General features: G+C 45.5%; 14 protein-coding genes. 2 read left to right on the forward strand and 12 right to left on the reverse strand.

Translation table 11 applies throughout. The annotated features are described in order from the left end of the window. Positions 1-42: 42 nt before the first annotated feature. A complete protein-coding gene (locus tag CALK_RS07590; RefSeq protein ID WP_022637092.1) occupies positions 43-1,020 on the forward strand; it encodes a hypothetical protein in 978 nt (325 codons plus the stop codon). Here the strand turns inward: CALK_RS07590 and dapA are convergent. The 10 genes from dapA to CALK_RS12890 all read right to left on the reverse strand — a co-directional run bounded on the left by dapA (position 977) and on the right by CALK_RS12890 (position 10,091). Further along, a complete protein-coding gene (gene dapA / locus CALK_RS07595) occupies positions 977-1,924 on the reverse strand; it encodes a 4-hydroxy-tetrahydrodipicolinate synthase (protein WP_022637093.1) in 948 nt (315 codons plus the stop codon). The two genes, CALK_RS07590 and dapA, sit on opposite strands and share 44 nt — an antisense overlap. A gap of 102 nt (positions 1,925-2,026) precedes the next feature. Continuing rightward, on the reverse strand, positions 2,027-3,052 hold the full coding sequence (locus tag CALK_RS07600) for a branched-chain amino acid aminotransferase (RefSeq protein WP_034637345.1): 1,026 nt from the start codon (positions 3,050-3,052) through the stop codon (positions 2,027-2,029). A 6-nt stretch (positions 3,053-3,058) separates the two neighbouring features. Further along, positions 3,059-4,660 carry a citramalate synthase gene (gene cimA / locus CALK_RS07605; protein ID WP_034637347.1) on the reverse strand — a complete coding sequence of 534 codons (1,602 nt, stop codon included), beginning with the start codon at positions 4,658-4,660 and terminating at the stop codon, positions 3,059-3,061. Positions 4,661-4,757: 97 nt separating this feature from the next. Continuing rightward, on the reverse strand, positions 4,758-5,726 hold the full coding sequence (locus CALK_RS07610; RefSeq protein ID WP_022637097.1) for a tetratricopeptide repeat protein: 969 nt from the start codon (positions 5,724-5,726) through the stop codon (positions 4,758-4,760). Between the two features lies 1 nt (position 5,727). Continuing rightward, positions 5,728-6,360 (reverse strand): energy transducer TonB, encoded by a 633-nt coding sequence (locus tag CALK_RS07615; RefSeq protein ID WP_022637098.1) that lies wholly within the window; start codon positions 6,358-6,360, stop codon positions 5,728-5,730. Positions 6,361-6,362: 2 nt separating this feature from the next. Next, positions 6,363-6,773 carry an ExbD/TolR family protein gene (locus tag CALK_RS07620; protein ID WP_022637099.1) on the reverse strand — a complete coding sequence of 137 codons (411 nt, stop codon included), beginning with the start codon at positions 6,771-6,773 and terminating at the stop codon, positions 6,363-6,365. Then, positions 6,766-7,386, reverse strand: a complete 621-nt coding sequence (locus CALK_RS12235) for a MotA/TolQ/ExbB proton channel family protein (RefSeq protein ID WP_022637100.1) — start codon at positions 7,384-7,386, stop codon at positions 6,766-6,768. The genes CALK_RS07620 and CALK_RS12235 overlap by 8 nt, the downstream gene beginning before the upstream one ends. Before the next feature lie 8 nt (positions 7,387-7,394). Beyond that, positions 7,395-8,849, reverse strand: a complete 1,455-nt coding sequence (locus CALK_RS13195) for a MotA/TolQ/ExbB proton channel family protein (RefSeq protein ID WP_022637101.1) — start codon at positions 8,847-8,849, stop codon at positions 7,395-7,397. Further along, a complete protein-coding gene (locus CALK_RS07635) occupies positions 8,842-9,666 on the reverse strand; it encodes a DUF3450 family protein (protein ID WP_162146718.1) in 825 nt (274 codons plus the stop codon). Before CALK_RS07635 ends, CALK_RS13195 begins: the two co-directional genes overlap by 8 nt. A 287-nt stretch (positions 9,667-9,953) precedes the next feature. Continuing rightward, entirely contained in the window at positions 9,954-10,091 is a 138-nt protein-coding gene (locus tag CALK_RS12890) for a hypothetical protein (protein WP_022637104.1), read from the reverse strand. Positions 10,092-10,290: 199 nt separating this feature from the next. Between CALK_RS12890 and CALK_RS07640 the strand changes: the two genes are divergently transcribed. Next, positions 10,291-11,535: an SPL family radical SAM protein gene (locus CALK_RS07640; RefSeq protein ID WP_022637105.1), complete on the forward strand. Its 1,245-nt coding sequence runs from the start codon at positions 10,291-10,293 to the stop codon at positions 11,533-11,535. Positions 11,536-11,623: 88 nt separating this feature from the next. Here CALK_RS07640 and rpsD read toward each other — a convergent pair whose 3' ends face one another. Beyond that, complete coding sequence (gene rpsD, locus CALK_RS07645) at positions 11,624-12,238, reverse strand: 30S ribosomal protein S4 (RefSeq protein ID WP_022637106.1); 615 nt, start codon at positions 12,236-12,238, stop codon at positions 11,624-11,626. A 122-nt stretch (positions 12,239-12,360) separates the two neighbouring features. Further along, positions 12,361-13,743 (reverse strand): amidophosphoribosyltransferase, encoded by a 1,383-nt coding sequence (gene purF, locus CALK_RS07650; protein WP_022637107.1) that lies wholly within the window; start codon positions 13,741-13,743, stop codon positions 12,361-12,363. Positions 13,744-13,763 lie beyond the last annotated feature (20 nt).

Here is a 13,763-nt window from a genome sequence, read left to right on the forward strand (position 1 = left end):
CTGTAAAATAATATACAGGACGGGTTTCTTAAAGGGGAAAGTATGTGGAGTAGAAATCTTTTCATTCTTTTCGTCGTTCCTCTGTTTTTTCTTGGGTGCGGCATATTAGAGCCTTCTTCTGGCCATGATGATGAGAAAGAGCAGGAATACTCCTTCTTTGCAACGACCCCCTTTTTTGCACCAGCTCAGAAAGAAACGTCTCTTCTTACTCTCTACACATCGTCCGGAACATCTCTTCGTCTGTCATCAGGAGACCTTCTTCGTATCCGTTTCTTTGATCACTCCTATGTATCCCGAGAAGATACAATCTCCATAAAGAGAGGGCAGAATCTTGATGCATTATTTACCCAGATTATCCAGGCAGTAGCCTCTCATGGCTATGAGCTTGCTCTTTCTTTGGAAGAAGGGGAGGTACAGGCAAAATTTTCTCCGGGAGATACCATCTATAATCTCACTGTGGAGAATCTGAGTGATCATGTTTCTAAAAAGGAACTGCGCCGTACCCTTTATTGGAGCGGTACTCTTTGGGGAACCCGCGTAAGTGCCGGGAGATTGCTGAGTCCCGCTGCAAAGAGTGATCTCCTTACAGAATTACGCGATCCTTACGGACGGCGTGTGGGGATCGAAGCCTTTGATACGATTTTTGTTATGGGAAGTATTTCAAATAAGGAGATTCCTCCCGGTGAATATCTTCTTCGTATAGACCCCCACGGCGGTGGAGAGACCGTAGAGGATCTCCATTTGCTGATTCGCACAGCCGCCTCTGCTGCAGGAAGCCGGGGATACTCCTTTGGCGTGGTATCCAGGAGCCCCCATGAGAGAACGGGAGCTTTTTATTTCCAGGCGCCCCATACAGATAGGTCAAAGGATTCCCTCGTGGTTTTTGCCAAGAAAGCACGTGGCGGCGGAGCTCTCTCCCCCGCCATATTTAATGATATGATGGTCTACGAGTACATCCCATGTGCCATCCCTGAGCTTAGGGATGGTATTTCTTCAGGGACGGTGCTTGACTGTTTATGAGCTCAAGGAGTGATTCCCGGAGTATCTCACCATCCTCTGTTTCAAGAACGCTACAGAGGGGTTGATACAGCGGGCTATTGAAAAATGTACCCAAGGGTATTGGGTTTTTACGACTAAAACAGGCTTGTATCAAAGGAGTTAACTGAAACTGTAGCTCAAAGGCCTTTTCATGATTTCCCTGACGAGCTTCAGTAATAATTGTGTTCATCATGGTTAGGGCTTCGGGGATATTTGCCGTGGCTGATATAATCCCGGTTCCTCCGTCTCTTATGAGCTGTGCAAGGGAGTCGTCTTCTCCCGAAACAACCGAAAAGGGCATGTCCTCAGTTGCCTTGATAATATTTAAGGTGTCCTCGCGATGATCTCCCCCAATGGTAAAGTCAACGGCTTGTTTCAACCCGATAAATTGCGGGTTTTGCGCCAGATCTATTACCGTATCCGCTGTGATGTAACTATTTGTCCGTCCCGGAACATTGTACAGGACAATTTCTGCGCCTGTTTCCTCCGCAAGGGTTTCAAAATGTTTCTTTACACCGTACCGAGGAGGATTATTATAATATCCGGTTACGCAGAGAACGGGGATACGTTTGATATCCATTATTTTATTAATAATACTCACTGATTCTCGGGTGCAGTTTGAACCGGCTCCTGCAATTACTTCACATCGATCACCGATATAATCAACCACAAATCGGATAAAATCGAGGTGCTGTTTATGGCTTAAGGTTGCACTTTGTCCCGTTGTACCCACCGGAACAATGCCACTGACTCCACTGGAGATAAGATCATCAATAATCAGTTTTGTTTTCTCATAATCTATGGAGTTGTACAGTCGTTTTTCACAATCATTTTTCAGGGGGGTGAAAAGTGCCGTATATACACCGGACAATCTTTTCGTAGCCATGCAGCCTCCTCTAAAGACAATGGGACAGGTATTAATTAGGGGTAATATAGTAAAAATTCTACCCCTGGGGGCAGAATTTTTACGTGAGGGCTCTGAGAACGGTTACAGGCGGTACATCCACTGATGAGGATCTTCCCGATCACCATACTGGATACCTTGTAGTTCTTCGTAGAGTTTTGTTAAGGTTTCTCCTGCCGTATCCGGTGTACCATAGGTGTAGGTGGTATCGCCATATACTATGGAGTACACTGGGGTTATGACTGCAGCGGTCCCACACGCACCAACTTCACGAAATCTGGTGAGTTCGTCCAAATGAACCGGACGTTTCTCTACACGCATTCCCATATCCTGTGCAAGGGTTTGCAGGGATACATTGGTGATGCTTGGTAATATCGAGGGAGATTTGGGGGTTACGTACGTGGCGTCATCGGTAATGCCGATAAAATTTGAGGTTCCAAATTCATCGATGTATTGATGGCTGGCAGAATCAAGATAGAGTGATATGGGATAGCCCCGCTTTTTTCCATAGAGGTCACCCATCATTCCTGCGGCGTAGTTGCCGCCGGCTTTAACATTGCCTACGCCGTGTGGAGCTGCTCGATCAAATTCGTCTTGGATACATGCCTGTACGGGGTAAAATCCGTCCTTATAATATGGGCCAACGGGCATACCGAGCATGTACAGATCATACTCATCGGCGGGTTGCACACCGATCCGCGGAGTTGTTCCTATGAGGAGAGGACGCACGTAGAAGCTTGCTCCTGTTCCGTAGGGAGGTATGTACGTACTATTATCCCGCGCCAGCAGGGTGAGGGCCTCAAGAAAAAGATCCTGAGGGACTTCTTCCATTAAGAGCCGTCGCGCAGAGGAGTTGAGTCGTTGTGCATTTTGATCAGGGCGAAAGGCGCTTACTGATCCATCTTTTTGGGTGAAAACTTTTAATCCTTCAAAGGCTTCCTGGCCGTAGTGCAGGGCAGTTGCGGCAACATGAAGGGAGATCATGGGATTGGTAACCCGCTCAGGAGCTTTCCACTCACCCTGTCGAAAGGAGAGTCGGTAGAATGAATCTGTTTCACTATAGGAAAATCCGAGTTCACTCCAGGGGATATTTTTTTGTCTGTCATGGATACTTCCTTATGATCGAATAATATTTCGGTCTTTGAGTAGTTTGTACTTAATACTGTCAACCAAGGCAATCCAAGATGCTTCTATAATATTGCCTGAAACACCAATTGTTCCCCAACGATCATTCCCGTCGGTAGACTCAATGAGCACCCGGACCTTTGCTGCTGTTCCGGCACTGCCGGCAAGGACACGAACCTTGTAATCTTCAAGATGCATATGCGTTAATTCGGGGTATATCTCTGTTATTGCTTTTCGCAGGGCGTGGTTTAAGGCGTCAACCGGGCCATTTCCCTCTGCAGCGGTGTGCACCGTTTTCTCACAGCCTTTAATGTTTTCAACAATTTTTATTGTTGCTTCAGATAAGGGGTGACCGTCACAGCGAACATCCTCAATGACACGAAACCCCTTAACAATAAAGGGGTCTTGAAAATCGCCCAGCTCTTTATGAACTAAGAGTTGGAATGTTCCATCAGCAGCTTCAAAGTGATATCCCTGTTGTTCCATCTCTTTAATGGTGTTCAAGAGCCGTTTTACTAAGGGGTCTTTTTTATCGATATCGGGACGAATACCCGTAAGTTTCTCGATAATTGTGCCGCTACCGGCCTGGTCTGATATCACAAAGTGGCGTTTGTTTCCCACGAGCTCTGGAGACATGTGCTCAAAGGCCTTCCGATTTTTTCGCACCCCATCAACATGGGCCCCGGCTTTATGGGAGAATGCCGCTTCACCTACAAAGGGTGCACGAAAGTTGTATCCCGCATTTGCGATTTCTCCTACATAGATAGAGGTTTCACGCAGGCTTCTCATCTGTTCATCGGAAATAAGGTCATACCCTTTTTTAATTTGTAGTGCTGGAATTATTGTGCAGAGATTGGCATTTCCGCACCGTTCTCCCAGCCCGTTAATTGTTCCCTGAATATGGGTTGCTCCAAGCTCTGCGCCGATAATTGAGTTGGCCTCAGCACAACCTGTATCGTTGTGAACATGTACCCCAAGGGGGGCAGAAACTTCCTGCTGTACAGCTTGCACAATTCTGGTAAAATCACCCGGAAGGGTTCCACCGTTTGTGTCACAAAGTACCAGGCAGTGCGCGCCTGCTTCCTGAGCAGCCTGTAAAGATTTGATGGCGTAGTCGGGGTTGTTTAGATACCCGTCAAAAAAATGTTCAGCATCAAAAATGACTTCATCTTTATATCGTTTTAAGTGGGACACCGATTCATAAATCATGGTGAGATTTTCTTCTTCTGTACACCTGATAACATCATGGACATGGAGATCCCATGATTTCCCGTAGATTGTTGCTACGGGGGCATCTGCTTGAATAATATCCGCGAGAAAGGGGTCCTTATCAACTGCGGTATGAGGTCGCTTGGTGCTGCCGAAAGCGGCTATCTTAGCAGATAGATTGAGTTTCTTTACTTCACGGTAAAACTTCGTATCAATCTCATTCGTGGGGTTGGGCCATCCGCCTTCAATATAGTGAAGTCCCAAGGCATCCAGTTTTTCAGAAATTTCAAGTTTGTCTTGCAACGAGAGGCCCAAGCCGATGGCTTGGTTTCCATCTCGGAGGGTCGTATCATATATGATTATATCGCTCTGTGTATTTGCCATAGGTACCATCATCTGTAAAGGTAATATCTCCTCAAGTAATATACATATTTGTACAGGAAATAGAAGCAGAGTTTTTCCAGTTGTTTTGAGATAGACCTTACTGAGAGAGGGTCTTGAGGAGTTCTTGTATCCGCTTCTGTTCGTGGGAGACCCCCATGCGCCCGTATGCGGCATAAATATTTTCTAACCCTTGAATTGACTGTGGGGCTCCGGCTACATAGGCTTTTTGGAAAAATGTTTCAGCTTCGTTGTACAGGCCTTCTTCAAAGGCGATATTACCGGCTAGGAGGGCGAGTTGCGGAAAGTCGGGCGTGCTTTCTAAAAATTCGTGCGCCTTCATGACGGCTACATAAGGACGGTTTGAAATGCCGAGAATTTCAATATATCGATACAGATTCCATTGCTTTGCCACTCCCGATTCGATAAGATAGTCGATATAGAGAAGGGCCTGGTCGTACTGTTCCGTATCGAAGGCGTGGTCTGACAGAAGGGTGTATTTATCGTAGAAATCCCGTTCCCGATCTTCAGGATAGTTTTGTAACCAAAAGCGAGACTGCTCACGGTCTTTGAGCTCTTCGTACATTGTGTAGAGTAGATAATATATATCAGCATGTGCTTCGCCCATTTCGGCAAGTTGCACAAAGAGAGGAATCGCTTTTTCGTAATGGCTTAGTTTGTAATAGGCACTTCCCAGAAGAGCCATCATTTCTGTATTTGGTTCTGTTTCAAGGCGCATTGCTCGTTCAAGAAGGGCAATTGTTTCCGCATATGCTTCCTGTGAAAAAAGCAGCACTGCCAAATTATGATAGGGCCGAAGAAACCCCGGTGCTTCAAGGATGGAAAAGCGGTATGCTGCGATTGCCTGAGGTATATCTCCACGGCTGTAGTATGCATTTCCCATATTAAAATAGGCAAGGGCAGGGCGAAGGCCCGTACGTACGGCTTCCTTATACAGGGTAATTGCCTCTGTATAGGCCCCGGCTTGATATTTCTCTGCAGCTTGGTCAAGAAGAGATTTTGCCGTAAGCGGGGCTGTACAAAAGAGGATCAGCAGTAACAGTTTCATATCACTCCAAGCTAAAATTGATACTTTGCCGTACTCGTACCGCCACGGGCATCCCCTCAAACACACCGGGACGGAACCGCCACCGCTGGAGAGTTTCACGTACGGGAGACTCAAACAGGGGATGGGGAAGTTCTTCAAATTGGATGTTGCTCACTGCGCCGCTGATATCTACTACAAAGGTCACTACCACTGTTCCTTCTATGCCTTGCCTGCGGGCCGCGCGGGGATAGGCAACGGGTTCTCGGCGAATTGGAGCAGGAGGCGTGTCTGCATCTCCCTCTTCCATCACACTGGTACGTACCCCTTGACCACCTCCAATAATACTCCCCCCATCGCCAACGCCCAGATCGGGGGAGAAATCCATATCAAGATCCCGGGCCGGGCGACTCATGGAGGTTGCTAAGGGGTTCATATCAGGGCTTTCCTCTTGTGGTTGCGGCGGTGTTTCTTCCTGCGGTTCTTCAAAGACTATTGTCTGTTCAACCTGTATTGAGTCCTCTTCCTTGGGGGGACGATCTTGAGACATGTCTTGCGCAATGGGAATAATCATGAAAAGAAGAAATGTAACGAGCAGGGCCAAGGCAGATTTTGCTATGAGCTGTGCTATCTTCATAAGGTATTGAGTATATCTCATGGTTAATTTCTATCAGCCGCAAGGGAAACCCGGTCAAACCCTGCAGTGTTCACAATGTCCATAATTTCAACGGAACGCCCCAAGGGAGAACCGCGATCACCAACAATAATAACGGTGGCTGAGGGGATGCGCGCCCGTTCGCTTCGGAGGAGCCGCTCCAGTTCTTGTGTGTCTACTTGCCTGCCGTGAATATGAATGCTACCCTCACGGGAAACACCGACAAGGATTGTTTCGTTACCTTGCGCCACGGAGCTTGCCGCTTGGGGCTTGTCAACATCTATACCTGTCTCACGGGTAAAATTGGTTGTTATAACAAAGAAGATAAGAAGAATAAACACCATATCGAGAAGTGGGCCCATATCGACATGAGCAGCCTTGGACTCTTTTTGGATAAAGCCGTAATCATCAAACATGTTCTTCTCCCATGGTTATAATTGCTTCTCCTGCATGAATGAGCGTATGGACAATACGCTCTTTTCGTCCTTTGAGATAGTTGTGTATTAACATGCCGGGAAAGGCTATTAAAAGACCTGTTTGTGTCGTAAGTAAGGCAATAGATATACCCCCTGAAAGGATGTGGGGGTTGCCGATACCATGTTCTGTTATAAGTGAGAATGTTTGCACCATTCCCACAACGGTTCCTAATAAGCCTAGTAAGGGGGCTACGGTTACCCATGCAGCGATAATATCAAGGTTTTTTTCAAGCAGGGGGACCTCCCGTAATAATACTTCACGATACCGATTAATAAAAAATTGACGGGATGATCGAGCATCTCTTTCATAGGAGTCCATATCCATAAAGGAGAGGGTAAACCATGGTGGTAGTTGTGTATCGCTTCCATGCTCTTTTCTTTGGAGGTATTCCTTAATTTTTTCAGGTGTGGGGAGGTTTTTTTCAACATGCATGTAGTAGAATAGGGTATCAAAGGAAAGAAAAAAGATTACCAGTGATACAAAAAAGATGAGGAGGCTCACCACTCCAGCAGTATGGACGTAATAGTCGTAAAACAATTCAATGAAACGCATTAGTACACCTATTCTGCTGGCCATAGACGGTTTAATATTCGCATTGCATACATCTCAATATCAGATTGTATTCGGTTTCGTCTATTGCGGAGAAAATTATGTAGCAAGAGTACAGGAATTGCAATAATTAAGCCTGTCTCGGTGGTTACCAGCGCCTCTGATATACCTCCGGCAAGCAGTTGTGGGTCCCCGGTACCGAAGCGGGTAATATCAGTAAACATACGAATCATCCCTGTCACGGTTCCTAAGAGCCCCATAAGTGGGGCCGATGCAGCAATAACGGCAAGGGTGTCGAGATGTTTTTCCAAGATGGGTATTTCGGTAAGGAGAATTTCCTTCACGGCCTTTTCTGCAGAAGCTCGATTCCGCTCAGAATGTTCAATAGAGTTTTGTAAGATTCGTGCTAACACCCCAGAATTTTTTTCAGCCAAGGTTTTCGCTCCCTCTATATCGCCCTTCTCCAAAAACTGCACAGCCTTGTTAATAAAGGTATAACTGCGTTTATGACGCACGTGATATACAATCAAACGATTGACAACCAACACAAGGGCCCACAGCATCATCACCCCAAGCGGGGCCATCATAAATCCGCCCTTCTCAATAAAATCTTGTAGATACTCCCATGTTGTCATCTCCTCACGCCCAAGCATATCTCGGGTTTGGGTGGTTTGGACGGGGTCAAGGGGGAGGGAAAGGAGTTGCCCCTCCTCTGGAGATACGTGACTGGAGAAAATCTGATCAATCATTTGACCATGGCTTTGATCGGCAACCCGCTGCCATTCAAAAGGGTTGGCACGATCTTCTCCAAGGAAATTGAGGTAGTATTGACTTGTGTCTACAATCCCGTATGCCACGGCATGGCCAATACGAAGAACCCGCATGTCTTGAATTTCCTCTTCAGGAAGCACAACCCTTGTTCGAAACCACTGGCTGAAGCGGCTCTCCATGAAGCGAGATACTTTTAAATCAAGAAGGGTGGTATAATAGGTTCCGGGATTTTGTTGAGGAGAGAGTTCGTCCTGAAGCGCCCGGTGAGCAACAAAGAGAGAGTCCTTGTGCAAGGGAAAATCCTGAGAGATGTAGTCGCTATATTGACGATCCTTTTCCTCCACTGCTCGTACAATCTCTTTCCATGTATGCTGAAGCCGTTGTATCTCTTCTTCTTGGCTAGAAATTTCACTACGAATTACTTTTTGATTTTCCCGTTTTGATGTAAGTGAGCGGAGCAGCTCCTCACTCTCTGTCTGTAGCTCTTCCAAGTGATCTCTATTTCGTTTTCGCAGACGAGTGTGTTCCTCCTTTTGATTCCACCGTGTTCGCGTGAGGTGTTCAAAGGTGCTTTGTCGATCATGGTAGCGTTCGCGGAGATACTCAAGCTCTGAATAGAGATCTTCTAAGGGGGTATCTTCACTAAATATCGGTATAAGAAGAAAAAGGAGCAGTAACAGGGATCTTTTACTCATGGGAAACTCCTTCTTCAAGGGTCGATATATAGGGGATGGGAAGAGGAATTATGTCGGGTATATCTCGATCTTCACGCATTTGGATAGCACGAAGAATCGTCTCAGCATAGCCTGCATCCTCAAAAGATACCCAAGACATTTTCCGTGGACTCCAGTAGGCCCCGCGTTTTCCTGCTGCGTCTACACAGGCAAGAAAGGCGTATCCTACACGAAGGTAGTGGGCAGAGCCGTCTATTCCTTCATATGCCGAAGGGGCACTCCAGCTATCAATACTGAACCGGCCTGTGGAAAATCGGTTTAAGATAAGCCAAAGACGATCAACTGCTTCACCGGGCGCAGCAGAACCATCGTCAACATCTTGTTTGAGCATGGTAAGGTCACGCATGGGAGATTCTGCAATACTTGGTGGCAGCAGAGAAAGGCTGTCGTGATACCGTTCCATACTCGCCATGAGGTGGCTTGAAAACTGTTGTTCCCGATATCGATACGACCGAATGCGTCGAGCAAGACTTCCCGTGTGGGCGGTGAGAGAGTCTTTCCGTACCTTCTCTTTCTGAATCTCCTCTGTTAGAGAGTCAATACGGGTGCTACGAAGGTTTCTCACAGAGTCTATGCGTGCTGTATAGGAGATAAAAGAGGCGGAATCATCTTTAATACGAGATTCCGTATCGGCAATCTCCATATCAATATTATCAATACGGGATCGGTACTGTTCAATTTCGCGCATGATCTCACGTCGCTGCATCTCTTCAGAATTGGCAGCTATACCGATGGGCACAAGCAGAAATACGGTACAACACCACTGGATTAGTTTCATACTACCTCGCATATAAGATTCCCCGTTAATATACGCAATTGTTACATCTCTGTAGAGTGCTTTTCCGCCACACCTGCCTTGGAAAGAGGCTTTTGAAAAATGAACAGAAAGTGATCAAAATATATATGGTCTAAAAAAATGTTCATTATCAAAGGATGTGCAGAAAAAAAACAATCCCTTACAAAGGGTATTGCGGATGTAATATATAACTTGGTGTTAGTCGCGTCTAAAGAATATGAAAAAAAAGAGGAGTTACCTCCTCTTTTCTCTATGTGCTCTTGTCGTTTTTAGGATACGCCTCGCGCACCTCGTTCTACTTTCTCTTGATCCTGTGATAGTTTTTTCTCATCAGATGCGTTAAGAATCATAATAATAGCTGCAATCGCTACAGCTCCCGCTGTTAGTAAGCCTACTACTTTCTTCATGGAAAACTCCTTTGTTTTGGTATAGGGCAAATACCTGTAACTCTTCGACAGAGCATTTCTGACTCTATAAATACAATCTCCTCTGAGGGAAGTCAACTCTTTTTACAAGATATCCATGGGCACAGGTGTGCTCCTTCCACGAGTGTATCAGATAAAAGGATCTGGCGTAATATATTTTGCTTGTACGAAGGAGCGTTATATGTTAGAAGATATCCAAAATCTTCCCTTGTGGAAGAGTCTTAATACTGAGGTACGGCAGTTTTGCTTGTTTGTTACCGACACCTATGAATTTACTTTTCAGCAGAAGCGGCAGCTTTTGATATGGAGCGTTGATTTACAAATGTGGGGGTGTACTATAACACCCCTCAAGAATATGCTAGAGTGGAATGATAAGGCGACACGTAAGCAGAATGCCAGAGCTGCAGTTTCGTGCATACACACCTTTTGGAAGTCGAAAAAAAACGAGGGCCCTTTTTATTCAGGTGAAGGATTTGCGCCCAGTGATATTTCTCCACGGGTGCGTCGTGAAGATCGTCGTAGGAAAATTTTAGGAGAGTGCCCGGTGGCGTCGGAAAAGACGAGGTGCTGTAATTTAAAAACCCTTGATGCTGTACAGGGGTGTGGGTATGGGTGCTCCTACTGCTCTATTCAGTCTTTTTATTCAGGAGGCGAGGTGGTTTTTGATTCGCGTCTTTCTGAGCGCCTTAAGGAGCTTTCTCTGGAAAAAGATCGAATCTACCATATTGGTACGGGGCAGTCTTCCGATTCACTCATGTGGGGCAATACGAATAATCATCTTGCAGATCTGATGCATTTTGCAGATACGCACGAGCAGGTCATTCTTGAGCTTAAAACAAAATCCAATCGTGTTGATTGGTTGTTGGAGCATGAAATACCACGAAATGTAATCTGTACCTGGTCACTAAATCCACAGGATGTTATTTCCGCAGAAGAACATCATACTGCATCTTTACAGGATCGCTTGGATGCTGCTGAGAAAGTGGCACGGGCCGGGATACGTGTGGGCTTTCATTTTCACCCCATGATGAGATATCACGGGTGGAAAGAAGGATATGGTACGATTTGTAGGATTCTCCAAGAACGATTTTCTCCCACGGAAGTTGTGTCAATTTCCTTTGGAGCCTTAACATTTATCAAGCCGGTTCTGAAAAAACTTCGTCAACGCGCTCTGCCCAGTCGAGTCTTGCAAATGCCCTTCGAAGAGATCGCTGGGCGATTTTCATATCCCCGAGAGATTAAAAAAGAGCTGTTTTCATACGCATATAATTGTTTCTCCCCTGGGTGGAAAGAGAGTGTATTCTTTTATTTATGTATGGAGGATGCAACACTTTGGAAAGAGGTTTTTGGTTTTGAGTATTCCAGTAATGAAGCTTTGGAAGCATCTATGAATCAATGGTATATGCGTAAAATTTCAGAAAAATAATTATTATAAGAGTGTCGTGATTTGAACCTATCATAAAAAAAGGCCCATCCAGTTGGATGGGCCTTTGGTAAGTTCTTTGCATATCGTATTATTTTGAGTAAAACTCAACAACAAGCTGGATATCTCCGGGAAGAACCACGTCTTCTCTTTGTGGCTTACGGAGTATTTTTCCAGTACCGTCAACCTTAGAGAATTCAAGCCATTCAGGAATTGTTTTTCCTGCATTTTCAGCAATGTAATCCTGTACTAACTTTTTACTTTTGTTACGATCGCGCACAGTAATAACATCATTTTCACATACAGTGTATGAGGGGATGTCCATTTTTTTACCATTTACACGGATGTGGTTATGATTTACCAGTTGACGCGCCTGAGAGCGGGTAGAGGCCATGCCAAGACGATATACCACATTATCAAGGCGTGACTCTAAGAGCGTAATCATGTTGCCATCGGTAACACCCTTGAGTTGTTTTGCCTTTTTAAAGGTATTACGGAACTGGCGCTCACTTAAGCCGTAACTATACCGAATCTTCTGTTTTTCTCCGAGTTGTTTCCCATACTCACTTACATTGGGACGACGTTTTTTCTTTGGCCCTGGAGGTGCCGGTTTTTTGTCGAGAATGCGCGAGTATTTTTCATTCTCAAAAATATTGCTGCGAAATCGACGAACGATTTTTGCTTTTGGTTTTAGGTTTCTTGACATCTTTTCTCCTCTATGTCTTCATTATTCTGCTGTTAAATTACTGTAGCCGCGGTAATTTGAGCCAGCAGGACTAACGAAATCGGTTATAATATAAAATACGCGAGCCTGTAAGGTGTAGAATATTAATTTTTTGTCACTGGATAGAGACCGTCGAAACAGGCTTTGCAGTAGTTACAGCGCTGATCTTCAGGAAGTGCCGCAAGCATCCCTTCTATAGAAAGATAGGCAAGAGAATCAACATCAAAATAAGACTCGATCTCTTTCACATTTTTGTTGTTCGCCAAAAATTGGTCTTTACGGGGCATATCAATACCGTAAAAGCAGGGGTGTAGAACCGGTGGCGAAGCAATGCGTAAATGCACTTCACGTGGTTCAGCTGTTCTGAGGAGTTTAACAATCTTCCGCATGGTTGTACCCCGGACAATGGAGTCATCCACGACAATAATTTTTTTCCCTTTTATAAGAGATTTAACAGGATTGAATTTAACCCGAACACCAAAATTACGGCCGCTCTGCTTTGGCTGGATAAAGGTTCGCCCTACATAATGATTTCTGATAAGGCCATGTTGGAAGGGTATTTGCGCCTCTTCTGCATACCCGAGAGTTGCCACTGTTGCAGAGTCGGGAACACTCATTACAAAGTCAGCATCGGCAACAGGATTTTCCGTAGCAAGTTGTCGTCCCATTTCTCGGCGGACTGCATCTACGGATTGACCAAAAATGCGAGAATCAGGACGGGAAAAATAGATATGCTCAAAAATACAGTGAGCATATGTTTTTACGGGTTTAAACTTTGGTATTTCAAAGGATCGGACCCCATCACGGGTAATCTTGATCATCTCGCCAGGTTGTATTTCTCGAATCTCTTGGGCGCCGAGGAGATCAAAGGCGCATGTTTCAGAGGCAACCGTATAGGCACCGTCTATTTTCCCAAGACTGAGCGGCCGGATGCCGTAGTGGTCACGAGCTGCATACAGGGCGTCCTTGGTTAAAAAAAGCATGGAATAGGCGCCAAGTGCATTTGAAAGGGAGTCGAGGATCATGCTGTCGAGAGTTTTATGGCGCGAGTTTGCCATAAGGTGCATTACCACATCGGTGTCGTTTGTCGAGGTAAAAATTGACCCCGCATTTTCCATTTCAGTCCGTAATTCCTGGGCATTAATCAGATTTCCATTATGCGCACAGGCGATCTGCCCTGCCTTAAAGTCAATCAGCATGGGTTGTGCGTTTTCAAGGCCCGACCCTCCTGTCGTGGAGTAGCGATTATGGCCAATGGCTGCGGTTCCGGCAAGTGAGTCGATAATGGCAGTATCGTTAAATACGTCTTTTACCAGCCCAGAGTTTGCATAGCGTTTAAGTAGTTTTCCGTCAGATGAGCAAATTCCGGATGCTTCCTGTCCACGGTGCTGTAGGGCATATAATCCGTAATACGTAAAATTTGCCGCATCTTCATGATTGAATATGCCAAATACACCACACTCTTCTTTAATAGAACTTTCTACCATTATCAACTACCTCGATAAGT

Source organism: Chitinivibrio alkaliphilus ACht1, assembly GCF_000474745.1.
GTDB lineage: Bacteria > Fibrobacterota > Chitinivibrionia > Chitinivibrionales > Chitinivibrionaceae > Chitinivibrio > Chitinivibrio alkaliphilus.

Bases quoted from the DNA above. Each gene is read 5' to 3' on its own strand.
- CALK_RS07590 (WP_022637092.1), top strand. From the start codon at position 43: ATGTGGAGTAGAAATCTTTTCATTCTTTTCGTCGTTCCTCTGTTTTTT.
- dapA (WP_022637093.1), bottom strand. From the start codon at position 1,924: ATGGCTACGAAAAGATTGTCCGGTGTATATACGGCACTTTTCACCCCC.
- cimA (WP_034637347.1), bottom strand. From the start codon at position 4,660: ATGGCAAATACACAGAGCGATATAATCATATATGATACGACCCTCCGA.
- CALK_RS07610 (WP_022637097.1), bottom strand. From the start codon at position 5,726: ATGAAACTGTTACTGCTGATCCTCTTTTGTACAGCCCCGCTTACGGCA.
- CALK_RS07615 (WP_022637098.1), bottom strand. From the start codon at position 6,360: ATGAGATATACTCAATACCTTATGAAGATAGCACAGCTCATAGCAAAA.
- CALK_RS07620 (WP_022637099.1), bottom strand. From the start codon at position 6,773: ATGTTTGATGATTACGGCTTTATCCAAAAAGAGTCCAAGGCTGCTCAT.
- CALK_RS12235 (WP_022637100.1), bottom strand. From the start codon at position 7,386: ATGCGTTTCATTGAATTGTTTTACGACTATTACGTCCATACTGCTGGA.
- CALK_RS13195 (WP_022637101.1), bottom strand. From the start codon at position 8,849: ATGAGTAAAAGATCCCTGTTACTGCTCCTTTTTCTTCTTATACCGATA.
- CALK_RS07635 (WP_162146718.1), bottom strand. From the start codon at position 9,666: ATGAAACTAATCCAGTGGTGTTGTACCGTATTTCTGCTTGTGCCCATC.
- CALK_RS12890 (WP_022637104.1), bottom strand. From the start codon at position 10,091: ATGAAGAAAGTAGTAGGCTTACTAACAGCGGGAGCTGTAGCGATTGCA.
- CALK_RS07640 (WP_022637105.1), top strand. From the start codon at position 10,291: ATGTTAGAAGATATCCAAAATCTTCCCTTGTGGAAGAGTCTTAATACT.
- rpsD (WP_022637106.1), bottom strand. From the start codon at position 12,238: ATGTCAAGAAACCTAAAACCAAAAGCAAAAATCGTTCGTCGATTTCGC.
- purF (WP_022637107.1), bottom strand. From the start codon at position 13,743: ATGGTAGAAAGTTCTATTAAAGAAGAGTGTGGTGTATTTGGCATATTC.